At 44.8% G+C, this 21,799-nt stretch carries 17 protein-coding genes; 4 read left to right on the top strand and 13 right to left on the bottom strand.

The annotated features are described in order from the left end of the window. Nucleotides 1-145: 145 nt before the first annotated feature. Complete coding sequence (lpdA, locus tag P2W76_RS17340; RefSeq protein WP_276349165.1) at nt 146-1,549, bottom strand: dihydrolipoyl dehydrogenase; 1,404 nt, start codon at nt 1,547-1,549, stop codon at nt 146-148. Between the two features lie 372 nt (nt 1,550-1,921). On the opposite strand from lpdA, the gene P2W76_RS17335 reads away from it, so the two are divergent. Both P2W76_RS17335 and P2W76_RS17330 read left to right on the top strand, forming a co-directional pair. Further along, entirely contained in the window at nt 1,922-3,571 is a 1,650-nt protein-coding gene (locus P2W76_RS17335) for a M1 family metallopeptidase (protein ID WP_276349164.1), read from the top strand. 463 nt (nt 3,572-4,034) lie between these two features. Continuing rightward, nucleotides 4,035-4,772, top strand: a complete 738-nt coding sequence (locus P2W76_RS17330; RefSeq protein WP_276349163.1) for a head GIN domain-containing protein — start codon at nt 4,035-4,037, stop codon at nt 4,770-4,772. Between the two features lie 466 nt (nt 4,773-5,238). On the opposite strand, the gene odhB is transcribed toward P2W76_RS17330, so the two are convergent. The 3 genes from odhB to P2W76_RS17315 form a co-directional block, all read right to left on the bottom strand. Then, a complete protein-coding gene (odhB, locus tag P2W76_RS17325) occupies nt 5,239-6,471 on the bottom strand; it encodes a 2-oxoglutarate dehydrogenase complex dihydrolipoyllysine-residue succinyltransferase (RefSeq protein ID WP_276349162.1) in 1,233 nt (410 codons plus the stop codon). A gap of 23 nt (nt 6,472-6,494) precedes the next feature. Then, nucleotides 6,495-9,284 (bottom strand): 2-oxoglutarate dehydrogenase E1 component, encoded by a 2,790-nt coding sequence (locus P2W76_RS17320; protein WP_276349161.1) that lies wholly within the window; start codon nt 9,282-9,284, stop codon nt 6,495-6,497. Nucleotides 9,285-9,584: 300 nt separating this feature from the next. Continuing rightward, complete coding sequence (locus tag P2W76_RS17315) at nt 9,585-10,925, bottom strand: DASH family cryptochrome (RefSeq protein WP_276349160.1); 1,341 nt, start codon at nt 10,923-10,925, stop codon at nt 9,585-9,587. Between the two features lie 288 nt (nt 10,926-11,213). Between P2W76_RS17315 and P2W76_RS17310 the strand changes: the two genes are divergently transcribed. Beyond that, entirely contained in the window at nt 11,214-11,642 is a 429-nt protein-coding gene (locus P2W76_RS17310; RefSeq protein WP_276349159.1) for a CBS domain-containing protein, read from the top strand. Between the two features lie 522 nt (nt 11,643-12,164). On the opposite strand, the gene P2W76_RS17305 is transcribed toward P2W76_RS17310, so the two are convergent. The 9 genes from P2W76_RS17305 to P2W76_RS17265 form a co-directional block, all read right to left on the bottom strand. After that, nucleotides 12,165-12,476 carry a (2Fe-2S) ferredoxin domain-containing protein gene (locus tag P2W76_RS17305; RefSeq protein WP_276349158.1) on the bottom strand — a complete coding sequence of 104 codons (312 nt, stop codon included), beginning with the start codon at nt 12,474-12,476 and terminating at the stop codon, nt 12,165-12,167. 21 nt (nt 12,477-12,497) lie between these two features. Next, nucleotides 12,498-13,397 (bottom strand): FKBP-type peptidyl-prolyl cis-trans isomerase, encoded by a 900-nt coding sequence (locus P2W76_RS17300; RefSeq protein ID WP_276349157.1) that lies wholly within the window; start codon nt 13,395-13,397, stop codon nt 12,498-12,500. Nucleotides 13,398-13,405: 8 nt separating this feature from the next. Next, nucleotides 13,406-13,876 carry an FKBP-type peptidyl-prolyl cis-trans isomerase gene (locus P2W76_RS17295; RefSeq protein WP_276349156.1) on the bottom strand — a complete coding sequence of 157 codons (471 nt, stop codon included), beginning with the start codon at nt 13,874-13,876 and terminating at the stop codon, nt 13,406-13,408. A 275-nt stretch (nt 13,877-14,151) separates the two neighbouring features. Next, the gene (locus P2W76_RS17290; RefSeq protein ID WP_276349155.1) at nt 14,152-15,942 is read right to left on the bottom strand and encodes an acyl-CoA dehydrogenase family protein; all 1,791 of its coding nucleotides are present in this window, start codon (nt 15,940-15,942) and stop codon (nt 14,152-14,154) included. Between the two features lie 94 nt (nt 15,943-16,036). Next, on the bottom strand, nt 16,037-16,426 hold the full coding sequence (locus tag P2W76_RS17285; RefSeq protein WP_276349154.1) for a four helix bundle protein: 390 nt from the start codon (nt 16,424-16,426) through the stop codon (nt 16,037-16,039). Nucleotides 16,427-16,529: 103 nt separating this feature from the next. Further along, the gene (locus P2W76_RS17280) at nt 16,530-17,708 is read right to left on the bottom strand and encodes an acetyl-CoA C-acyltransferase (RefSeq protein ID WP_276349153.1); all 1,179 of its coding nucleotides are present in this window, start codon (nt 17,706-17,708) and stop codon (nt 16,530-16,532) included. A 50-nt stretch (nt 17,709-17,758) separates the two neighbouring features. Next, a complete protein-coding gene (locus P2W76_RS17275; RefSeq protein ID WP_276349152.1) occupies nt 17,759-18,118 on the bottom strand; it encodes a four helix bundle protein in 360 nt (119 codons plus the stop codon). 95 nt (nt 18,119-18,213) lie between these two features. Further along, the gene (locus P2W76_RS17270) at nt 18,214-20,619 is read right to left on the bottom strand and encodes a 3-hydroxyacyl-CoA dehydrogenase/enoyl-CoA hydratase family protein (protein ID WP_276349151.1); all 2,406 of its coding nucleotides are present in this window, start codon (nt 20,617-20,619) and stop codon (nt 18,214-18,216) included. Between the two features lie 46 nt (nt 20,620-20,665). Continuing rightward, nucleotides 20,666-21,097, bottom strand: a complete 432-nt coding sequence (locus P2W76_RS17265; RefSeq protein ID WP_276349150.1) for a MarR family transcriptional regulator — start codon at nt 21,095-21,097, stop codon at nt 20,666-20,668. Nucleotides 21,098-21,358: 261 nt separating this feature from the next. On the opposite strand from P2W76_RS17265, the gene P2W76_RS17260 reads away from it, so the two are divergent. Further along, entirely contained in the window at nt 21,359-21,760 is a 402-nt protein-coding gene (locus P2W76_RS17260; protein WP_276349149.1) for a hypothetical protein, read from the top strand. The last annotated feature ends 39 nt before the right edge of the window (nt 21,761-21,799 follow it).

Here is a 21,799-nt window from a genome sequence, read left to right as displayed (position 1 = left end):
TGCTTCACGTTTAAGTTATACGTGGCACAGCGTCTAGTAGCTTACAACGTAAAGTACCACGTATAACTATATGCAGATGCTTCACATTTAAGTTATACGTGGCACAGCGTCTAGTAACTTACAACGTAAAACGTACCACGTATAACTATATATGGATTGCCCTATTCTCCGTGGCTGCCATCGCTGCCTCCCTGAACGATTCAGTAAAAGTTGGATGAGCGTGGGATATCCGTGCAATATCTTCTGCAGAAGCTCTGAATTCCATGGCAACTACCGCTTCAGCGATCATATCCGCCGCACGCGGGCCTATCATGTGGACACCAAGGATCTCATCGGTACCGGCATCAGCAAGAACTTTAATGAACCCGTCTAAGTCCATACTCGCTCTTGCACGTCCGCTGGCTTTAAATGGGAAAGACCCCGCTTTATATTTAACTCCGCGTTCTTTTAGTTGCTCTTCGGTTTCGCCAACGCTCGCTACTTCAGGCCAGGTATACACCACTCCCGGGATCAGGTTGTAATTGATGTGAGGTTTCTGACCGGCAATGCGCTCAGCTACATAGGTACCCTCGTCTTCAGCTTTGTGCGCAAGCATGGCGCCTTTGACCACGTCACCAATAGCATAAACACCTGCAACCGAGGTTTCAAGGTGCTCATTCACAGGAATCTTCTTGCCCCGCTCCTCAAGTGTAATACCAATATTCTCAAGTCCAAGGCTTTCTGTATAAGCCGTCCGGCCTACAGCCACAATGCAATAATCGCCCTCGATACTTACTTTTTCGCCTTTCGGGCTGTCGGCCGTCACCGTAACTTTACTGCCCTTAACGGTCGCTCCGGTAACTTTATGGCTTAGCAGGAATTCCATTCCCAGCTTGCTAAGAACCTTCTGAAGCTCTTTGCCCAAGCCCTTGTCCATGGTGCCAATGATGGAATCCATAAATTCAACAACGGTGACCTTCGAACCTAAGCGGGCATATACAGAACCCAGTTCAAGCCCGATAACCCCGCCCCCGATAACGATCAGATGTTTCGGGATGTCCTTCAGATTAAGTGCCTCGGTAGAAGTAATGATACGCTTCTTATCTGTTTTGAGAAAAGGCAATTCCGTTGGTTTAGACCCTGTTGCCAGGATAACGTTCTTGCCGGTTATGGTCTCGTCCTTTCCGTCGGCTTTAGTGATCTTAACGGTATTCTTATCGACCATTGAACCCATGCCCTGATAGGCCGTGATCTTGTTCTTTTTAAATAAGAATGTGATTCCGCCTGTAGTCTGGGCAACCACATCGTCCTTCCGCTTAACCATTTGCTTCAGGTCTGGCTTCAGGTCCTTCAGATTAATACCATGCTCTTTGAAATTATGCAGCGCGTTATGATAATGCTCCGATGAATCTAAAAGCGCCTTTGACGGGATACAGCCAACATTCAGACAGGTACCACCATAAGTACTATATTTCTCAACAACTGCTGTTTTTAAACCCAGTTGGGCACAACGGATGGCGGCAACATATCCGCCCGGACCACTACCAATAACTATTACGTCGAATTGCATGTAAGGATATTTTTTATGTATAGAAGCAAAGTTAAGGAATAGAAATGAAATCTGAAGTCGGAGATCTGAAGTCGGAGGGATGAGGGATGAGCATGGCGGAGAGACTCTTCCCCGATTTAGTTGGGGATCTCAAACTGAAAGCTGAAAACTGAAAACTGAAATGGACATAACACAGGGCTCTTCCCCGACTTGATCGGGGATCTCAAACTGAAAGCTGAAAGCTGAAAACTGAAACTGAAATGGACATAACACAGGGCTCTTCCCCGACTTGATCGGGGATCTCAAACTGAAAACTGAAAGCGAACTAGACGCTGTGGAGGATTGGTAGTGCAAATAATTCGTAATTTTATAATTCCTTTCTAACCAATTAGGATGAAGTCAAGATCTATTATACTATTTTTAGTCATATTCCTGAGCATACATACAGGCTTCGCCCAGGTTAAAGCTCCCGTATTTACAAAAGCTGATACCCTTCGCGGGAAACTGACACCTTTGCGGAGTTCCTATGATATTAACTATTACCACCTCGATGTTAAAGTCGATATCGACAAACGGTTTATCAGCGGCTCTAATGTGTTTAGGTTTACCGCGACACGTGACCTGAAGCGCCTGCAATTTGATCTGTTTGAGAACCTGGCGATCCATAAGGTCATATATCACGGCAAGGAACTTCCTTTTGAGCGGGAGTTTAACGCCGTATTTATTGATTTCCCGGCAACCATCACAAAGGATACCAAAGATGAGTTTACCGTCTTTTACAGCGGTCAGCCTACAATTGCAGAACGAGCACCCTGGGAAGGAGGGTTTTCATTTGCCCGGGATAGGCAGGGAAAGCCCTGGGTAGGCGTGTCATGCCAGGGGTTTGGCGCCAGTTCATGGTGGCCAACAAAGGACCATCAGTCTGATGAAGCAGACAGCATGATGATCAGTGTTTCTGTACCCAGGGGGCTGATGAATGTGAGTAATGGCCGGCTTCGTTCAACCGAGAAGCTAGACGACGACTACACCCGGTACAACTGGGCAGTTTCCTATCCCATAAACAATTATAACGTCACGCTTAACATTGCCGATTACGTTCATTTTGAAGATTCATATGCCGGTGAAAATGGCGATCTAAGCCTGGACTATTATGTACTGAAAGAGAATCTTGACAAGGCAAAGAAGCAATTTGGTGCGAATGTAAAGCCTATGCTAAAGGTCTTTGAACATTGGTTCGGCCCCTACCCTTTTTATCGCGACGGCTTCAAGCTTATTGATGCTCCTTACCTGGGTATGGAACATCAGAGCGCCATTGCCTACGGGAACAAATACCTGAACGGTTATATGGGCAGCGACCTTTCCGGCACAGGCTATGGCCTGAAATGGGATTATATTATTATCCACGAAGCCGGACATGAATGGTTCGGCAATAACATTACTTCAAAGGATATCGCCGATATGTGGATCCATGAAGGATTCACCATGTATTCGGAGGCGCTTTTTGTGGAAAGCCTGGACGGTAAGAAAGCCGGCGCTAAGTATATTGCCGGGGTCAGGGCAAAAGTGAGTAATGACATTCCGATTATTGGCCCCTATGATGTCAATACAGAAGGCTCGGCGGACATGTATTACAAGGGTGCCAACCTTGTTCATACCTTAAGAATCCTGATAGGCAATGATACTAAATGGCGGGAAATACTACGTGGACTGAATAAAGACTTTGGCTTAAAAACCACCACAACAGAAGAAGTTATAGCCTACATAAATTCAAAAGCCGGAAGAGACCTGACTAAAGTATTCGATCAGTACCTCCGGTATAGCAGTATCCCTGTTCTAGAGATCAGTACGACTAAAAAAGGCAGTGTAAGATACCGGTGGAACTCTGAAGTACCTGGCTTCAATATGCCGCTGAGGGTAACGTCCGGCAATAAGCTGCAATGGATCTTCCCAACGGATCAATGGAAGACTATGAATTCGAAAACCGGGATCAGGCCTGATATCGAGAATTTCTTTATTAAGGTTAGCGCCGACATTTATGACTAACTCTTAAGAAGGGAATTGACTTCAATGTGGGATTGCTCGCTTCGCTCGCTCATATATACTACCGTGTACCCATATCTTTTATCTCGTACAAATCAGGCGCAAAGCTGACCCCGAAGGTGGTCGTATGTTTATAGCGAAGCATTAGTAATGAGTTTGTCGACCCCGAAGGTGGTCGCATGTGTCGTTTTGTTACATGCGACCACCTTCGGGGTCGGGGTTTCCGGCTAAAAAGATGTTCTATAAACATTTGACCCCTTCCGGGTCATTGCATTGAATTAAAAATATAAGATGTGGGTACACGGTAGCCATATATCCAAGGCGTCAATAGTGGAGGCACGACGAACAATCTCTTCATAAGAAGTATTTCTTGAATATATATACCCATCAATAAAAATCATCATTTACGTGCAACGTTCTCCCTAAAACCGCGTCTTATCATTAAACCCAAACCAATAACATAGTTATGAGACATCTAAAAAATTACATGACACTTTTCGCATTCCTGATAGCCAGTGCACATCTGGAAGCCTCATCAGCGCTTATCACGGTGATAACCAGCAACAGCAAACCCGCCGACGAAACGAGAAATGTTTCCGGATTCAACGGACTTTCATCAGCAGGAAGCTACAACGTCATAATCACCATGGGCAACGCGGAAGGCCTCAAACTCCAGGGCGATGCGGAACAGATCGACGAGATCGAAACCGTGGTCGAAGAGGGCATCCTTAAGATCAGGAATAAAAAAAGGTCAGGGAGCTGGAACCGCAACTGGACTTCCAAAGTCACTATTTATGTAAATGCTAAATCTCTTAAGAGCATAACCCTTAGCGGATCAGGCGACATTGATGTGAGAGGTGTTGTAAAATCGGCCGACGTGACAACTACATTAAGCGGATCAGGAAGTATTTCTCTGGCCATCGATGCAACGAATTACGCGGCAACGATCAGCGGATCAGGTGAGATAGAAGTTAAAGGAAACACTGAAAATGCCAGGATCAACGTCAATGGCTCAGGCGATTTTGAAGGAGATGATCTTCGCACCAGCGTTGCAAGCGCGAGAGTTAGCGGTTCGGGAGATATCTCCATAAACGCCAACAAAGCCCTTGATGCCACTATGAGCGGCTCAGGAAACATCAGATATGGGGGCAATGCAAACGTTAAATCGACTAAGAGCGGTTCGGGGAGGATTTCTAAACTCTGATTAGGATCAAGGAACAAAGATCAAAGAATAAAGACAAACTGCACAATTAAGAAAAGCCCGATGCTGACGCATTGGGCTTTTTGTTTGAATAGGATGGTAGGATGGTAGGATGCGGGGCGGATATTTGGTCGCGCAGTGAAGGGAACTGGAGTAAGATACTGGGATATGAAATACAATAACTTTATAGCGACCTTATAGCGGCCTTATAGGGTCCTTATAGGGACCTTATAGCGATATACCATGTGTTAAACAAGGGCGAACCAGCGCTGAGACAAGGAGCCAACAAGCGTAACCCTCTGCCGTCAAAGCCTACGAGCAGCCTGTCAACCGCACCAGGAACCCAAACCAATCCACCAACAAAAAGGCCCGCTGGTTTATCCAGCGGGCCTTATGCGTTTTGCAACTTATAACTTATAGCTTCTCCGTGCAGCTAACGTAAAACGTATCACGTACAACGTAAAACTTACTATACTCCCAATAACAACCTCGCCGGATCCTCAAGCAATTGCTTAACGCGTACAAGGAACCCAACAGATTCACGTCCGTCAATGATCCTGTGATCATAGGACAGAGCTACATACATGATCGGGCGGATAACAACCTGCCCATTCTGAGCCACAGGACGTTCTACTATATTGTGCATTCCCAGGATTGCAGATTGCGGAGCATTGATGATCGGAGTAGACATCATTGAGCCGAACACACCTCCATTGGTAATGGTGAAGGTTCCACCTGTCATCTCTTCGAGCGTCAATTTACTGTCGCGGGCTTTGCCTGCAAGTTCGATCACTGAGGCTTCGATCTGGGCCAGCGACATTGATTCTGCATTCCTTATTACCGGAACAACAAGTCCTTTAGGCGCTGAAACAGCAATTGAAATATCCGCAAAATCGTTAAATACGATCTCCTCACCTTCGATACGCGCATTTACTGACGGGAAATCCTTCAGCGCCTCGCAAACAGCCTTAGTAAAGAACGACATGAACCCTAGTCCGACGCCATGCTTCTCCTTAAACTTATCTTTGTACTTCGCGCGGATATCCATGATCGGCTGCATGTCAACCTCGTTAAAGGTGGTCAGCATAGCTGTTTCATTTCTTACAGCAACCAGCCGTTTAGCCACAGTCTTACGCAGTGAAGACATCTTCTCGCGGCGCTCTTCCCTTGAGCCAGGGATAACGGCTTTCACAGCCGGCGCAGCAGCCGGAGCTTTAGCGGCGGCTGGCGCTGCAGCCTTGCCAGCTTCAGCCTTCTGTGCATCCTCTTTAGTTAACCTGCCTCCTACACCAGTGCCACTGACAGTTGCCGGGTCGACGCCTTTTTCTGCCAGTATTTTAGCTGCTGCCGGCGATGGCGTTCCGGATGCATATGTAGCTGCTTTATCGTCCGCTTTTGCAGCCGGAGCAGGAGCTTCAGCCTTTGCAGGTGCCGCTTCGGCAGGGGCAGCTTTAGCTTCAGCCTGGCCACCTTCTTCTATGCTGCAAACCGGGGCTCCAATTTCCAGCGTGTCGCCTTCATTGGCAATTGTCTTTAAAGTCCCTGCCTTTTCAGCGGTTAGCTCAAAGGTTGCCTTATCAGACTCTAACTCGGCAATAACTTCGTCCATTTCTACATAGTCGCCGTCCTTTTTGATCCACTGCGACAATGTTACTTCTGAAATAGATTCGCCAACCGGCGGAACTTTGATCACTAAACTCATAATGGTTATTTGCTTATTTCTTATTAGTCAATATTAACAACTTTTTGGGTTGTCTTCTCTACTTTTTTCTTTACTTCCGGCCCGGCTGATGTTTCAAATGCCTGCCCTACTACAAACAACTGTTGTGCAATATGTTGTTTGGCGTACCCTGTGGCTGTACTGCTGCTTTCCTTACGGGACACCACATCGAAATTAAATTCCGATTTACGGAATTTCCTCGCAATATAAGGCCATGCACCCATATTTTCCGGCTCTTCCTGAACCCATACATATTCCTTCGCCTTTTTGTATTTGGCACGAATCGCGTCCATTTGATCGTAAGGGGTTGGATAAAGCTGTTCGAGGCGAACGATAGCAACGTCTTTCCTGTCGTCGGCCCGTTGCTTCTCAAGCAAATCGTAATAAACTTTCCCGGTACAGAAGAGGACACGTTTCACGTCAGCAGCCTTAACATAGCTGTCATCGATCACCTCGCGGAATCCGCCTTCTGTAAACTCCTCGAGCTTGCTCACGCACTGCGGACTTCTTAACAGGCTCTTTGGTGTAAAGACAACCAATGGCTTACGGAAATCACGTTTCAGCTGACGGCGTAATAAATGAAAGAAGTTAGCTGGTGTAGTGCAGTTCGCAACCTGGATATTATCGTCGGCACAAGCCTCCATGAAACGTTCCATCCGGCCGGATGAATGTTCCGGCCCTTGCCCCTCATATCCGTGAGGTAAGAGCATTACCAGGCCATTAGAGCGCTGCCATTTAGTTTCAGCACTTGTAATGAACTGGTCAATGATGATCTGCGCACCGTTAACGAAATCTCCAAACTGTGCTTCCCAGATAACAAGAGCCATTGGGTTAGCCAGGGCATAACCGTACTCAAAACCTAAAACGCCATATTCTGACAAATGAGAATTGTAGATCTCAAATTTCGCCTGGCCATTATTTAACTGAGCAAGGGGAACATATTCCTCCTCCGAGTCTTCAAGCGTCAATACCGCATGCCTGTGTGAAAAAGTTCCGCGCTCCACATCCTGTCCGCTCACTCTTACGCGGAAACCATCTTCCAGCAAGGAGCCATAAGCTAAAAGCTCGCCCATCGCCCAGTCAAAAACTTTCGTTTCAGACATCTTCTTACGATCGTCAAAGAGCTTCTCAATCTTCTTAAAGAACTTTTTATCACCCGGCAGGGTGCTTATATTTTTAGCTATGGAAAGTAGTTTCCCTGATGCAACTTTAGTATCCGATTTAGTCCCGGCCCAATTGCTTGCCAGGCGAAGGCCCTTCCAGGATCCCGCGAGAACTGAATTCATCGCCGAATAGGTCTCATCCTCTTTCGCCTCGTTTAACCGTTCCTGAAGTAAGGCCCTGAAGTTCTTCTCCATTTCCTTCGCAAGATTGGCATCAACACTGCCCTGCTCAAGAAGTTTCTTATTATAGATCTCTCTTGGGTTAGGATGCTTTTCTATCGCTTTGTATAATAAAGGTTGAGTGAATTTAGGTTCGTCGGCCTCATTGTGACCAAAGCGGCGATAACACAGGATATCTATAAAAACATCATTGTGGTATTTCTGACGATATTCAACCGCCATGTTTATCGCATATACCAGCGCCTCAACGTCGTCACCATTGACGTGGAACACTGGAGAGAGCGTAGTCTTCGCAAGGTCGGTGCAATATGTGGATGAACGTGCGTCTTTGAAGTTTGTGGTAAAACCTACCTGGTTGTTGATAACAAGGTGAATACTGCCGCCCGTCCGGTATCCGTCGAGCTTTGCCATTTGCAGAACCTCGTAGGTAATACCCTGGCCGGCTAAAGATGCATCCCCATGTATCAGGATCGGCGCAATACGCTTATAGTCGCCGTCATATTTAAAATCCATTTTAGACCTGACCATACCTTCAACCAAAGGATCGACAGCCTCCAGGTGGGATGGATTCGGGCATAAGCTCAGGTGGACCTTTTTACCACTTACAGTTTCAACGTCCGTTGAATAGCCTAAATGATATTTCACGTCACCGCCAAATGGAGTATTTACATCAAAACCCTTTCCTTCGAACTCAGAAAAGATGTTCTTATAGGTTTTATACATGATATTGGCAAGGACGTTCAAACGTCCGCGGTGGGCCATGCCAATTACAAACTCTTCTATTCCAAGCTCCGCTCCCTTTTGAATAACCGAGTCGAGCGCAGGAATCACCGACTCTGCCCCCTCAAGCGAAAATCGCTTTTGCCCTAAAAATTTTGTTCCCAGGAAGTTCTCGAAAACTACCGCTTCGTTCAGCTTCCCGAGGATCCGCTTTTTGGTTTCAATACTGAAATTCGGTGTGTTGCGCTCGCTTTCCATGCGTTGCTCAAACCACTTCAGCTTCTCCGGGTTACGGAGGTATTTATATTCGACCCCTATCGACTGGCAATAGGTCTGCTCGATCAGCGCAATGATGTCTTTTAATTTAGCGGGGCCGAGGCCAACTTCAACACCTGCATTAAAGACTGTGTTAAGATCAGATTCCTGCAAGCCAAATGTTTCGAGTTCCTTTCCGGGATAATAGGATCTCCTCTCACGGACAGGGTTAGTTTTAGTGAACAAATGCCCGCGCTGGCGATAGCCGTTGATCATGTTCAAAACATTTATTTCCTTAAAAAAATGATCAGGAGTCTCCGCACTCACTACGCCTGCCTCAGAACCGCGGCCAAAATCAAAGCCCTCGAAAAACTTCTGCCAGCCAAAGTCCACGGATGCAGGGTCTTCTTTATACGAGTGGTAGAGGGAATCAATGTAGGCGGAATTCGCGTTACTGATGTATGATAAGTTATCCATTTAAAAACAAAGTCTTTTTTGCGACACAAAAATAAGATTTTAAGGATAGAATTGTGAAAAAGTACTCTGTATTTTAAAAATAACGTGTAACACGTTTAGTGAAGCGGTTACGTTAATCGGGAAGGGGGGAATGGGTGATCGGAAATGGGGAATCGGTAAGCAGTAGGATACTTAATAACGAGCCCGGTTTCTTATCACTGAATACTGATGGTAATTGGTAATCGGTAAGCAGTACGTTCTAAGGAGCCCGGTTTCTGAATACTGATTACCGATTACCGATTACCGATCACTGATTACCGATCACTGCTCACCGATCACCGCTCCTTCAATTGAATCCGATTCCGGGATCCACAGACGCACATAATCGCCCTGAGGATCGAATTCCTTGGCTTGCTTTAATACGTTGAAATGCTGATATTCTTTAGGGTCATTTCCAACCCCGGCCACATAAGCCCAATTCCCCCAGTTATTGGCCGGACAATAGTCGATCAGCTTCTCTTCGAAATACGCTGCTCCCCACATCCAATTAACTTTCAGGTCCTTAACAAGAAAACTCGCAACGTTTTGTCGCCCGCGATTACTCATAAACCCTGTGGCATTAAGCTCGCGCATATTTGCGTCTATAAACGGGGTACCTGTTCTGCCATCTTTCCATAACTCAAAAAGCTCCTGCTGATTTGCCCCCTCCTCAGGAGCTATGCCTTTGAAGCCGATCTTCTGAAAGAATTTATTTCCATATTTCTTAAACATGAAGCGGAAATAATCCCGCCAGAGTAACTGTAGAAATAAGCTATACGTGGAATCGGACGCCCCCCTCTCTTTTTCATATTTCTTTATCTCCCAATACACCTCCCGCGGCGACAGGCAGCCGAGAGCGATCCATGCTGAAAACTTGGAAGAGTAGTCGGCACCTAATAAACCGTTCCTGGTTTGCTTGTAGCTTCTGACCGCATCTGTTTCCCAGAAATAGTCGTGCATGCGCTTTAGGGCTTCTGTTTCGCCACCTTTGAATTTCATCACAGAGCGGTCGTCAGCGCCCGCAGACTCTGTAATTCCAAGGTCGGCCAGTGAAGGGAGCTCCCCTGCTTCCATATTTTCAGGTACTATAACCGCCTCCGGGGATTCAGTACATGTTCGTACAGAACTATCACGCTCTATTTTCTTACGGAAAGAAGAAAACACGTCCGGAATATTGTTTATGGGAAAAGGAAGATCCTCCTTATGATAAAGCGTATGCCCGATAAAATGCTTAAGGTTTATCTTCAGTCTCCAGAGTGCATTTTCAACATCAGCAGAAATGCGGGTCTCTTCAGACGCCACTTCCCTGTGGTGATACACTTCGGTAACTCCATATTTAGTAACCAGTTCAGGCAGGATAGCCTCTGGTTTTCCTATCCTGATAATCAAATCTCCTCCCAGTTTTTGAAGAGAACGTTTAAGATCGGCCACAGATTCAAGGAGAAATTTCGTCCGTATAGCACCCGTCTTAAGTGTTTGAAAGGAAGTAGTTTCGAACTGGCGCGGATCGAAGCAGTAGACAGGAACTACGGTCTCACCTTTACGCACCGCCTCAGCCAGTATTTCATTGTCGTGAATTCGCAGATCTTTTCTAAACCAAACTAAAATGGTTTTAACACTCATATTTTCCAGCTATACAAATAGCTCCCGATGTTGCTAAATGCCCTACAGGCACTTATTTGTTATGAAGAGAATAAGCCAATCCTGGCTTAGCTTAAATTTTATTCAAATTACGCTGTTAAAATTGACATTTATGATCATTTTCTTGTAAGATTTTAAATATTGACGCTTATGACACCTGGAGGTGTGAGGTGTCAAATATGAGGTCGGAGGTATAAAGTCGGAGATATTTTGACCTCAAACATTTTTGGTTTTTTTTATTTATATTTATTTGAAGCTAATTGTCATGTTATGAAAACTGTAAAACACATTCTCCAGAATAAATCAAATGCGATTCATTCAGTAAGCCCCACTACCTCGGTTCTCGACGCCCTTCAAGTGATGATGGATAAAAACATCAGCGCGCTGCTGGTAATGGAATCTGATCAATTAAAAGGGATTTTTACAGAACGCGACTACGCGCGGAAGATCATTCTTAAGGGTAAGTCGTCGAAAGAAACCCTGATCAAAGAGGTCATGACGGCGAAACTTGAAACCATTAGCTTGAATTCGAGCATTGACCAGTGTATGCAGATCATGACTAACAAACATATCCGGCATCTGCCTATTGTTGAAGACGGAATGGTTGGCGGAATGGTATCGATCGGCGACCTCGTTAAATTTGTCATTGAGGATCAGAAGCAAACGATCGAGCAGCTGCAGAGTTATATCAGTAGTTAATTTGGAAATGAGCAAATTTAACTCCAGGTAACTAACGGATTTTTATCCGTCCCTGCCAATTTACTAATCAATAGTGTCCGGGTAACGTTGAAACTGATTTCCGACCCCGAAGGTGCAATGCCATTAAAGAATTTTGATGTCCTTTTGTTTAATGCAACATCTTAAGACAGATTCGCTGACTCCGAAGGAGTCAAATGTTTATAGAAAAATATTCAGTGCGTTTTCCAGACCCCGAAGGTGCCCGCCCGGAGAACACCGTTCGGACGGGGTCGCATGTGATAAACACATTATCATTCAATCTGGCATATATGACCACGTTCGGGGTCGTGCGTAAACAGCGACATTCATCTATAAACATGCGACTCCTTCGGGGTCGGCTATCTATCGTTATCTACAGACCACTCGATGAAACAATGTCACCCAAAATCCTGAATCCTTTAACGTAATGACATTGCTTCGCGGTCGAAAAGCAAAATCTTTTAACCGGACATTAGTAATTAGCTAATTAATCTAATTTGTTAATTATCTATTGCTAATTACCAGCCGTTCCACTATGCGGTCATTCTCCAGGTGGTCGTGAATGATCTCTTCTACGTCGCTGAGCTGCACTTTTCCGTAAAAGACTCCCTCAGGGTATACAACCACTATCGGACCGTGTTCACAAAGCTCGCAGCACCCGGTTCGCTGGGCCCGCATATCGATGGTGAGCCCCTTATTTTTCATGATCTTCTTAAACTCGGCAGTGAGAGCTGATCCATGTTCCTCACCGCAGGATACCCGCGCACCCGGCGGACGCTGATTGGTGCAAATAAAAATGTGCTTCTTGTAGATCATGAACCCGGATGCAGAATTAATCTACTGCTGCTTCACGTCAGTAACTTTTATGTCAAAGTCCATACAGGAAAATGCAGGAACTCCCGATTGTGTGCCCTCCAAACCATAAGCGAGCGACGAGGGAACTAACACACGAATGCTGCCACCCTGTTTGATCAGAGGCAGAGCTTGCTTCCATCCCTGAATAGGTTCACTGCTGGCATCTATATCTCCGTTAAGATCGAAAGTTGTCCCAGCTCCAACAGCTGTTTTATCAAAGATCACCCCGTTAAAATATTTTCCGGTATATTCGGCAACGACTGTAGAATCTATGGTTATCGGACTTCCATTACCTGGATCTGTGATCTTATAATATAGTCCTGTGCTAGTCTTTGTAAAACCTGTCAGGCTGTTGGCGGTCATGTATTTTTGAATACTTATATCGTCATAAACGGCGATCTTACTTTTATTAAGTACCCGGACGGTTATATCCAGTGAAGCATTGCCAGGAATATTCCCATAGCCATTCCTGCCAAATGCCAAACGCGATGGAATAAGCATTCGGATACTACCGGATGTTTTCTTAAGAACCTCCTTTATACCTACACGCACACCCTCCAGATTAAAGTATCCAAGATACTGGTAGTACCTGTTACCCGAAGCAAAGGTATCAACTGAAGTATACTTGCCATCAAGAGATTTGATGGTGAATACCAGCGGTATCTGATCGGAATATGCGACATCCGGCCCTGAGCCCGGGCTCGTAACCTCATAATAAATACCAGTATTCTCATATTCAGTAACATTTAGCTTGTTAGCCTGGATATAAGCTTTGACATTTTTACTATCAAGACTCTCGATAGTTTCGTACTCCTTTTCGCAAGCTACTATTATGCTTAGCAAAAGGAATCCGGGTAATGCATATTTAAAGAATTGCCTCATTGTCTATATTAATTTGTCGCGTTTACCAGTTCAACTTCAAAATCGAGAACTGCATTGGAAGGAATTGGCCCCTGGCCATCACATCCATAAGCCAGGCCTGACGGGATCAGCAATCTTATCTTCCCCCCTTTTTGGATCAGCGGAATACCGATCTGCCACCCTGTGATCACGCCGCCCAGCTGGAAGGTGATCGGCTGACTTGTTGGTCCGTCAAATACAGAACCATCCAGCAATCGACCTACATATTTGGTACTTACCGTTGTATTTGCTGTATAGGATAGATTTCCCGTGCCCGTGCTCAGTATCTGGTAATAAATACCGCTTGGATGCTTCTGCGCAACAATACCTTTATCACTTATAAACTTAAGTATAGTTGAGTCATCAATGTTAACCTGCTTTTCTTCGTTACATTTTTTTCCGCACGCAGCTGCAAGCACCAAAAGAGGAAGGATCAGTAATAGTAGATATCTAAATTTCATGCAATAATAATTCTGTGCTAATTTTATCAAGCTGCAAATTTATCCTTTTAAAGTTTAAAAAGTAAGGATTAACATTATTTAACAAAAAAGCACCCATGCAGCGCGGTATGCGCTGCATGGGTGCTTTTTTGTTAGCTGAAAGTGGAAAACTGAAAGTGTCCTGCTATCGAACCATGGTGTAGAAATGACTAGCTATATCCGGCCTGGCCCGATACCTTACACGTTAGGTACGTTTCCCACTTTCAGTTTTCAGTTTTCATCTCTCAACTTTCAACTTAATAACAGTATTTATTCGCTTCAATCAATTGCTTTGCTACCCGTTGCCTCGTTTCTTTGATATTAAACGGTTCAACTTTGGTAAATCTTCGAAGTCCCACGAGCATCATTCTCAATTCATCGCCCTCGGCGAAGGAGTATAATGCTTCTTTTCCGGCGACAGCGACCTGGTCGACCGCCTGGTACAAATAGATCCGCATCATATCCAGCTGACCTTTACAGGCATCCTCACCTCTCATGCTAACCAGCTTTTCGACCCTTAGAATTGTAGATTCAGCGACGTAGACATAGCCAATGATATCTGAGATATTCATAATGATCTCCTGCTCCCTGGAGAGTGTCATCATCAGTTTCTGAACTGCAGCGCCGGCAATCATTAAGCCCGCTTTCTTTAAATTAGCCAGGATCTTCTTTTCAGCTGCAAAAAGAGCGTCATCCTCTTCACCAAAATCAGGGATTGACATCAATTCGCCGGCAACGGCCTGAGCAGGAGTCATCAGGTCGAGTTCGCCTTTAAGCGCACGCTTCAAAAGCATATCAAGGATAAGCAGCCGGTTGATCTCATTTGTTCCCTCAAATATCCTGTTGATACGGCTGTCGCGATAAGCACGGTCCATCGGAGCATCCGCTGAATAGCCCATACCACCGTAGATCTGAACACCCTCATCCACAATATAATCCAGCATTTCAGAGCCCCATACTTTTAAAATAGCACACTCTACCGCGAACATTTCGGTAGACTTTAACTTGGCTTTCGACGGATCCATCCCCTCGGCGACAAGGCTATCGTAGGCGTCATCAATGTTTTGGCCCGCGCGATAGGCTGCGCTTTCTATGGCGAAGTTCCGCGCAGCCATTTCCGCCAGTTTATAACGGATGGCGCCAAACTTTGAAATAGGAAGATTAAACTGAATGCGCTCATTAGCATAGTTAATGGCCTGGTCTAACACCCTCCGCGATGAACCGATTGCCGCTACGCCTAATTTAATCCTTCCGATATTGAGAATATTAACCGCTATTTTAAAGCCATTTTCTCTTTCTGAAAGCAGGTTCCCTACCGGCACAGCACAATCGTTAAAGAAAATCTGGCGGGTAGAAGAGCCTTTGATCCCCATCTTATGCTCTTCCGGGTTCATTGTTATTCCACCGAATTCCTTTTCAACTATAAATGCTGAAAGGTTCTTGTCGTCATCTATCTTGGCAAAGACAATAAAGATATCGGCAAAACCGCCATTGGTGATCCACATCTTCTGTCCGTTGATCAGATAATGCGTTCCTTCAGCATTCAGCACCGCCTTTGTCCGGCCTGAATTCGCATCAGAACCTGAATTAGGTTCCGTAAGGCAATAGGACGCTTTCCATTCGCCTGAAGCCAGCTTGGGTATGTATTTATCTTTTTGATCCTTATTTCCGTAATACAGGATAGGCAGGGTACCGATGCCCGTATGAGCGGAAAGAGCTACCGCAAATGAACAACCCGGGCCGATGGAATCAGCTACCAGCATAGAGGTGTTAAAGTTTTTCCCAAAGCCTCCATATTCTTCCGGGATAGACACGGCAAGCAATCCGAGTTCGCCAGCCTTATTCATCAGGCTTTCCATTAAACCCTCTTCCTGTGTGTCAATTCTATCCAGGTTAGGATAAACTTCGGACTCCAGAAAATCCTCACAGGTTTTCCTGATCATCAGCTGCTCCTCATCAAATTCTTCAGGAATAAAGATATCTTTATAAGAAGTCTCGCGGATGATGAATTCTCCGCCCCGGATCGATTTATTATTTAATGCTTCCATTTGGTTACTGATTGATTAAGGAACATAGAGCAAAGAATAAGGATAAATGCAGGTAATTTGAAATGTATCTCTCCAACATGTTCTGTTAGTATATTTACTGAAGTGTTTTTAAAAATTGTGATAACATTTTCTGTAGTGAAACAACTTTTGGTGTTAAAGTTCCAAGTGTTTCATCGCTAATAATTCCAAAGTCCTTTGATAATATCAACTGTGTTTCCAATTCGAATAGAGACCCTAATGATATTTTGATGAAGTGTGAGAATTCTTTGCTAGAAGACCTGGAGGAGCCCTCTGCAATATTTGAAGGAACTGAAACACAGCATCTGTTAATTTGTGATACCAATCCATATTTTTCCTCTTTTGGGTATGTGGAAGTTATCGAATAAACATCCTTGGCAAGCACCATTGCATTTTCCCAGACGGCAAGCTTTCTAAAGTTGTGCATAGAGAGAAAATTAAATACGTCATTTATAAATATTTTCATAATACATCTTCTAATCTATTATCTGCTCTCCAAACTCATTCGTGCTACAAATTATATAGTTAACGGCCATAGTCCTTGCTCTTTGCTCCATATTCCTTGCTCTCTAAAGCATCTCAAATATCCCCGCTGCTCCTTGCCCGGTTCCTACACACATCGTTACCATACCGTATTTCTTCTCTCTTCTTTTCAGTTCGTTAAATAATTGCACCGACAGCTTTGCACCGGTACAGCCAAGCGGGTGGCCTAATGCAATAGCACCGCCGTTCACATTCAGTATGTCCTGATCCAGATCAAGGGCCCTGATGATGGCCAGGGACTGTGATGCAAATGCCTCGTTTAACTCAATCAGGTCCAGCTGTTCTTTTTTCATTCCAGCTTTCTTGAGTGCCAACGGGATCGCGTCGATCGGGCCAATACCCATAATTCTCGGCGGTACGCCAGCAACACCATAACTTACTAATCTCGCAATAGGCTGTACATTTAGCTTTTTAAGCATACTCTCCGAAACCACAAGCACGAATGCTGCTCCGTCAGAAGTTTGGGACGAATTTCCGGCAGTCACAGATCCGCCGGCAGCGAAGACTGGTTTTAGCTTCGCCAGTTTATCCAGCGCGGTATCCGCCCTCGGCCCCTCATCTGTATCCACAATATACTCCCTGGTCTTCTTTTTGAGGTTTTCATCCAGGTAGTTCTCTTTTACAGTAACTGGAAGAACGCCTTCTTTCAAATGTCCATTCTTAATCGCTGCAATAGCTTTTTGATGCGACCTGAGTGAAAATTCGTCCTGATCCTCCCTGCTTACCTTATACTCTTTAGCAACAGCCTCGGCAGTAAGCCCCATTCCCCAGTACCAATCCGGATGATTTTTCGCCACATCAGCGTTGGGCACCAGCTTCCATCCGCCGAAAGGCATACCGGACATAATTTCTACCCCCCCTGCAACAATACAGTCGGCCATACCGCTCCTGATCTTAGCCGAAGCAATAGCTATAGTTTCCAGGCCTGAAGCACAGTACCTGTTAACCGTCATGCCTGGAACCTTATCGGTATCCAGTGCCATCAGGGATATCATCCGGGCAACATTTAAACCCTGCTCCGCTTCCGGGGTAGCATTACCCACAATTACATCGTCGATCTGCTCCTTGTCCAGGTTAGGGACCGAGGCAACCAGGTTTCTTATTACTTCTGCCGCTAAATCATCAGCACGGGTAAAGCGGAATACTCCCCTTGGGGCTTTGCCAACTGCTGTACGATAGGCGGCTATTATATATGCTTCTTCCATTGTATAGTATTTAGTATTTAGTACCTAGTAGTTAGTACTTAGTACTGTGCCTAAATTTTCTGCTTAAGCTTTAATTGTATAGCAAAATTCATTTTTTGAAGCTCTGTGAGCTGATCCGTAAGATCAACCAGGTCTTCAGACGATATATATTCCAGTTTATTTGAAATGATCAACTGGGTCTCAAGTTCATAGGATGATGCATGTGCAAAAGCCAAAAATTGGACAAATTCTTTATCAGAGTTACGCCCTGCCCCCTCGGCAATATTAGAAGGAATGGATACAGCAGAGCGATTGATCTGCGACACCAGGCCAAATTTTTCTAACTGAGGAAAATTACGGGTCAAAGCATACACTCTCGTTACCAAGTCAATGGACTTTTGCCATAATTTTAATTCCTTATACTTATGCATCGTCAGTGTGTCTAACTACTACGTACTAAATACTCTGTACTAACTACTCGGTACTAACTACTATGTACTAACTACTATGTACTAACTACTATGTACTAATTCCTCAGCGGCTTTCCTTTTGTCAATATCGACTGTATCCGCTCAAGTGTTTTCTTTTCCCCACAAAGCGACAGAAAAACCTCCCGCTCCAAGTCAAGTAAATACTGTTCTGAAACCAGTGTCGGTGCTGACAAATCACCACCGCATAATACGTAACCCAGCTTCTCAGAGATTTTCTTATCATGTTCAGAAATAAAATTCCCGGCAAACATTGAGTTTGCACCTGCATAAACGATACCCATTCCCTGTTTTCCTAAAACCCGGATATCTTTTCTCTGAACCGGCTTAGTATAGCCCGCATCAGCGAGTTCTATGGCCTTTTCTTTAGCGTCAGAAATGAGCCTGCTGCGGTTCATGGTAATGCTATATTTGTCCTTCTGCAGATAGCCGAGTTCGCAGGCTTCTACACCAGAAGTAGACACCTTTGCCATTCCAATGGTTAAGAAACGATCCCTGAGTGTCATCTGTTCGATCTGCCCTTCCTTAAATTCATCGGAGATCCGCAAAGCAAATTCCTTAGAACCTCCTCCTCCCGGAATTAATCCCACTCCAAACTCCACCAGGCCCATATATGTTTCGGCGCTGGTCTGAACGTGATCTGCATGCAGGCATAATTCGCATCCCCCCCCAAGCGTCAGGTTATGTGCAGCAGCCACAACGGGTATAGCTGAATACCGGACCCGCATCATCGCATTCTGAAACATCCGGATGGCGATATTTATTTCATCCCAATCCTGTTCTACAGCAGCCATGAAGATCATCCCAATATTTGCACCCGCCGAGAAGTTTGCGCCATCATTCCCAATAACTAAGCCGCGGTAGTCCTTTTCTGCAAGCTCGATCGCTTTATTTAGTCCCTGGATCACCTCTCCTCCTATCGTATTCATCTTGGTATGGATCTCCAGGTTAAGTATTCCATCGCCCAGGTCGATGACCGAGGTGCCGGAATTTTTCCACAGGGTTTTACTCTCACGGATGTTATCCAGAATAATAAATTCATCAGTTCCCGGGACAGCTTTATATGATTTTGAAGGGATATCGTAATAATGCTTCCTGCCATTCTCCACCTTATAAAATGAAGCGTTGCCCCCGGCGAGCATTTCATGTACCCACGATGCTGCATGATGGCCATACTTCTCCATTCCTTCAATTGATTCTTTAACGCCTATAGCATCCCAAACCTCAAATGGCCCGAGTTCCCAGCCAAAGCCGGCGCGCATCGCATCGTCAATCCGGTATAACTCATCAGAAATCTCAGGTATGCGGTCAGATACGTACTCAAATAGTCCAAAGAATGAGCTCCGGAAAAAGTCGCCGGCCTTGTCAGTCCCCTTAGCAAACACTTTCATCCTCTCGCGGAGATCTTCTACCAACTTCGTGGCATCCAGCGTCGCCGATTTTATTTTTTGCTGTGGTTTATATTCAAATGTTTTCAGGTCAAGCGCAAGGATCTCTGATTTACCATCTTCACCCTTTACCTTCTTATAAAAGCCCTGTTTGGTTTTATCGCCAAACCACTTATTCTCCTGCATCTTCTTCACATAGCCGGGCAGCTCAAACAATTCATGCGCCTTATCGTCGGGAAGGTTATTATACAGACCGCCCGCAACATTGATCATGGTATCAAGCCCAACGACATCCGTTGTTCTGAAGGTCGCAGATTTCGGCCGCCCGAGAGCAGGGCCGGTATATTTATCGACTTCCTCCACCGTAAGGTCCATTTTCTCTACCAGGTGAAGCAGGGCCATAATAGAATATACACCCACACGATTTGCAATAAAGGCCGGAGTATCTTTGCAGAGAACCGTGGTTTTACCGAGAAACTTATCACCGTAATGCATCAGAAAGTCGATAAGCCCGGGTTTAGTCTCCGGCCCGGGTATGATCTCGAGCAGGCGCAGGTAACGTGGCGGATTAAAAAAATGTGTCCCGCAGAAATGAGCACGAAAATCTTCAGAACGCCCTTCTGCCATGAGGTGAATGGGTATCCCGGAGGTGTTTGAACTAACGAGGGTTCCAGGGGTTCTGAATTTTTCAACCTGATCGTAGATCTGCTTCTTAATGTCGAGCCGCTCCACAACGACCTCAATCACCCAATCGCACGAAGCAATATCTTTCATATTATCTTCGAAATTGCCGGTCGTTATATTAGAAAGAACCTTTTTACTATAAATAGCTGAAGGATTGGATTTTATTGTGTTCTCGAGAGCTGCATTGACGATCTTATTTCTGAAAGTCTTATTGTCCAGTGTAATTCCCTTCGCCTGTTCTTCTTCTGTAATTTCTTTAGGTACTATGTCGAGCAGCAGTACTTCTGCCCCTATATTGGCAAAGTGGCATGCTATCCGTGAGCCCATAATACCCGAACCCAGCACCGCTACTTTTCTGATAGATCGTTTCATCTTAATTTAATTTCAAGTAATACTATCCACCGGGCGGCGGATAGCATTACTGAGGTTTATAATCAAAGGTTAGTTGATTTATTTTATTAAGGCTTTTTATCAATTGAAGGCGCTCTTTGTCGGATAAATGTGCGTTCAGGTATTCATTGAATTTCTTAACCACATCCTTTGCTATCTGCCGCTTTTCAACGCCGAATGGAGTTAAAAAGATCTTTACGGATCTTTTATCTTCCGGATCTGTCTCACGGTATATTAATCCCAGATCCTGCATATTGTTTAACATCCTGGAAAGGCTGGTCGACTTCACTCCCGACAGACTTGCTATCTGGGAAACTGTTGTGCCTTCTTCATGAATGTTTATGAGCATATAGCCAAGTGCTTGTGTGATACCATACTCCGCAGCTATCTGATTGTATTTATTGGCTACGGTTTGCCAAACGATCTTCAAAAAATAATCAACAGTTTCTTCCGGTCTCATTCATCAATTGCTATGCAAGCATAACAAATTTATAAATAGAAATTTAATATGCAAGGATTTTATTGGATTTTATTATTAGGTATGAGGTTCTAGGCAATAGATGTTAGGACCGAACTGTACCTAAACCTAACGCCTATAAACAACAGCGATATGAAATTAAACTTCTATCTTAGGGGATTTGGTTTTAGACGTCAGGACCAACCCTAACACCTAACACCTAACACCTAACACCTAATACCTAATACCTAATACCTACCTCCCATGAAAAACAAGAAAACTTATATAATCCTTGCCGTTCTTGTAATAATCGCCGTTATGATCTGGAATGTAGCGAACGAGCCGGGAATAAAAGACCTGAACGGTAATTTCAAAGAAGTCGCATTCATTAGAAATGAACAAAATTCAGGCCCGGTCATCAGGATATATGCTGTGACGGTAAAGGGGGAGCCCTGGGCCGAAATGCAGCAGTATGGAAATTATATGCCACACACAAAATACGGGACTACAAGAATATATTTCTTCCCTGAGGGCAAACCCTACCCAGCTCATCTGGCTCTGGGCGACAAGAATATAAGTGCAGGCTTAGAAGAGCATTGCCTGGCTATCTATGAAAAGGATGGCATGAGCCAGGTTACCTTTCAGCAACATCCCTATAGAAACTAATTTATTGAATATGCCTTGTCACAATAAGTTAGGTTAATC

The organism is Daejeonella sp. JGW-45, assembly GCF_029360805.1.
Lineage (GTDB): Bacteria > Bacteroidota > Bacteroidia > Sphingobacteriales > Sphingobacteriaceae > Daejeonella.
The sequence above is the reverse complement of the archived record's forward strand: the minus strand, read 5'-3'. Positions and strand labels throughout refer to the sequence as shown.

Bases quoted from the DNA above. Each gene is read 5' to 3' on its own strand.
- P2W76_RS17285 (WP_276349154.1), bottom strand. From the start codon at position 16,426: ATGAAAATATTTATAAATGACGTATTTAATTTTCTCTCTATGCACAAC.
- P2W76_RS17335 (WP_276349164.1), top strand. From the start codon at position 1,922: ATGAAGTCAAGATCTATTATACTATTTTTAGTCATATTCCTGAGCATA.
- P2W76_RS17295 (WP_276349156.1), bottom strand. From the start codon at position 13,876: ATGAAATTTAGATATCTACTATTACTGATCCTTCCTCTTTTGGTGCTT.
- P2W76_RS17305 (WP_276349158.1), bottom strand. From the start codon at position 12,476: ATGATCTACAAGAAGCACATTTTTATTTGCACCAATCAGCGTCCGCCG.
- P2W76_RS17265 (WP_276349150.1), bottom strand. From the start codon at position 21,097: ATGAGACCGGAAGAAACTGTTGATTATTTTTTGAAGATCGTTTGGCAA.
- P2W76_RS17270 (WP_276349151.1), bottom strand. From the start codon at position 20,619: ATGAAACGATCTATCAGAAAAGTAGCGGTGCTGGGTTCGGGTATTATG.
- P2W76_RS17330 (WP_276349163.1), top strand. From the start codon at position 4,035: ATGAGACATCTAAAAAATTACATGACACTTTTCGCATTCCTGATAGCC.
- P2W76_RS17310 (WP_276349159.1), top strand. From the start codon at position 11,214: ATGAAAACTGTAAAACACATTCTCCAGAATAAATCAAATGCGATTCAT.
- P2W76_RS17290 (WP_276349155.1), bottom strand. From the start codon at position 15,942: ATGGAAGCATTAAATAATAAATCGATCCGGGGCGGAGAATTCATCATC.
- odhB (WP_276349162.1), bottom strand. From the start codon at position 6,471: ATGAGTTTAGTGATCAAAGTTCCGCCGGTTGGCGAATCTATTTCAGAA.
- P2W76_RS17260 (WP_276349149.1), top strand. From the start codon at position 21,359: ATGAAAAACAAGAAAACTTATATAATCCTTGCCGTTCTTGTAATAATC.
- P2W76_RS17280 (WP_276349153.1), bottom strand. From the start codon at position 17,708: ATGGAAGAAGCATATATAATAGCCGCCTATCGTACAGCAGTTGGCAAA.
- lpdA (WP_276349165.1), bottom strand. From the start codon at position 1,549: ATGCAATTCGACGTAATAGTTATTGGTAGTGGTCCGGGCGGATATGTT.
- P2W76_RS17320 (WP_276349161.1), bottom strand. From the start codon at position 9,284: ATGGATAACTTATCATACATCAGTAACGCGAATTCCGCCTACATTGAT.
- P2W76_RS17275 (WP_276349152.1), bottom strand. From the start codon at position 18,118: ATGCATAAGTATAAGGAATTAAAATTATGGCAAAAGTCCATTGACTTG.
- P2W76_RS17300 (WP_276349157.1), bottom strand. From the start codon at position 13,397: ATGAGGCAATTCTTTAAATATGCATTACCCGGATTCCTTTTGCTAAGC.
- P2W76_RS17315 (WP_276349160.1), bottom strand. From the start codon at position 10,925: ATGAGTGTTAAAACCATTTTAGTTTGGTTTAGAAAAGATCTGCGAATT.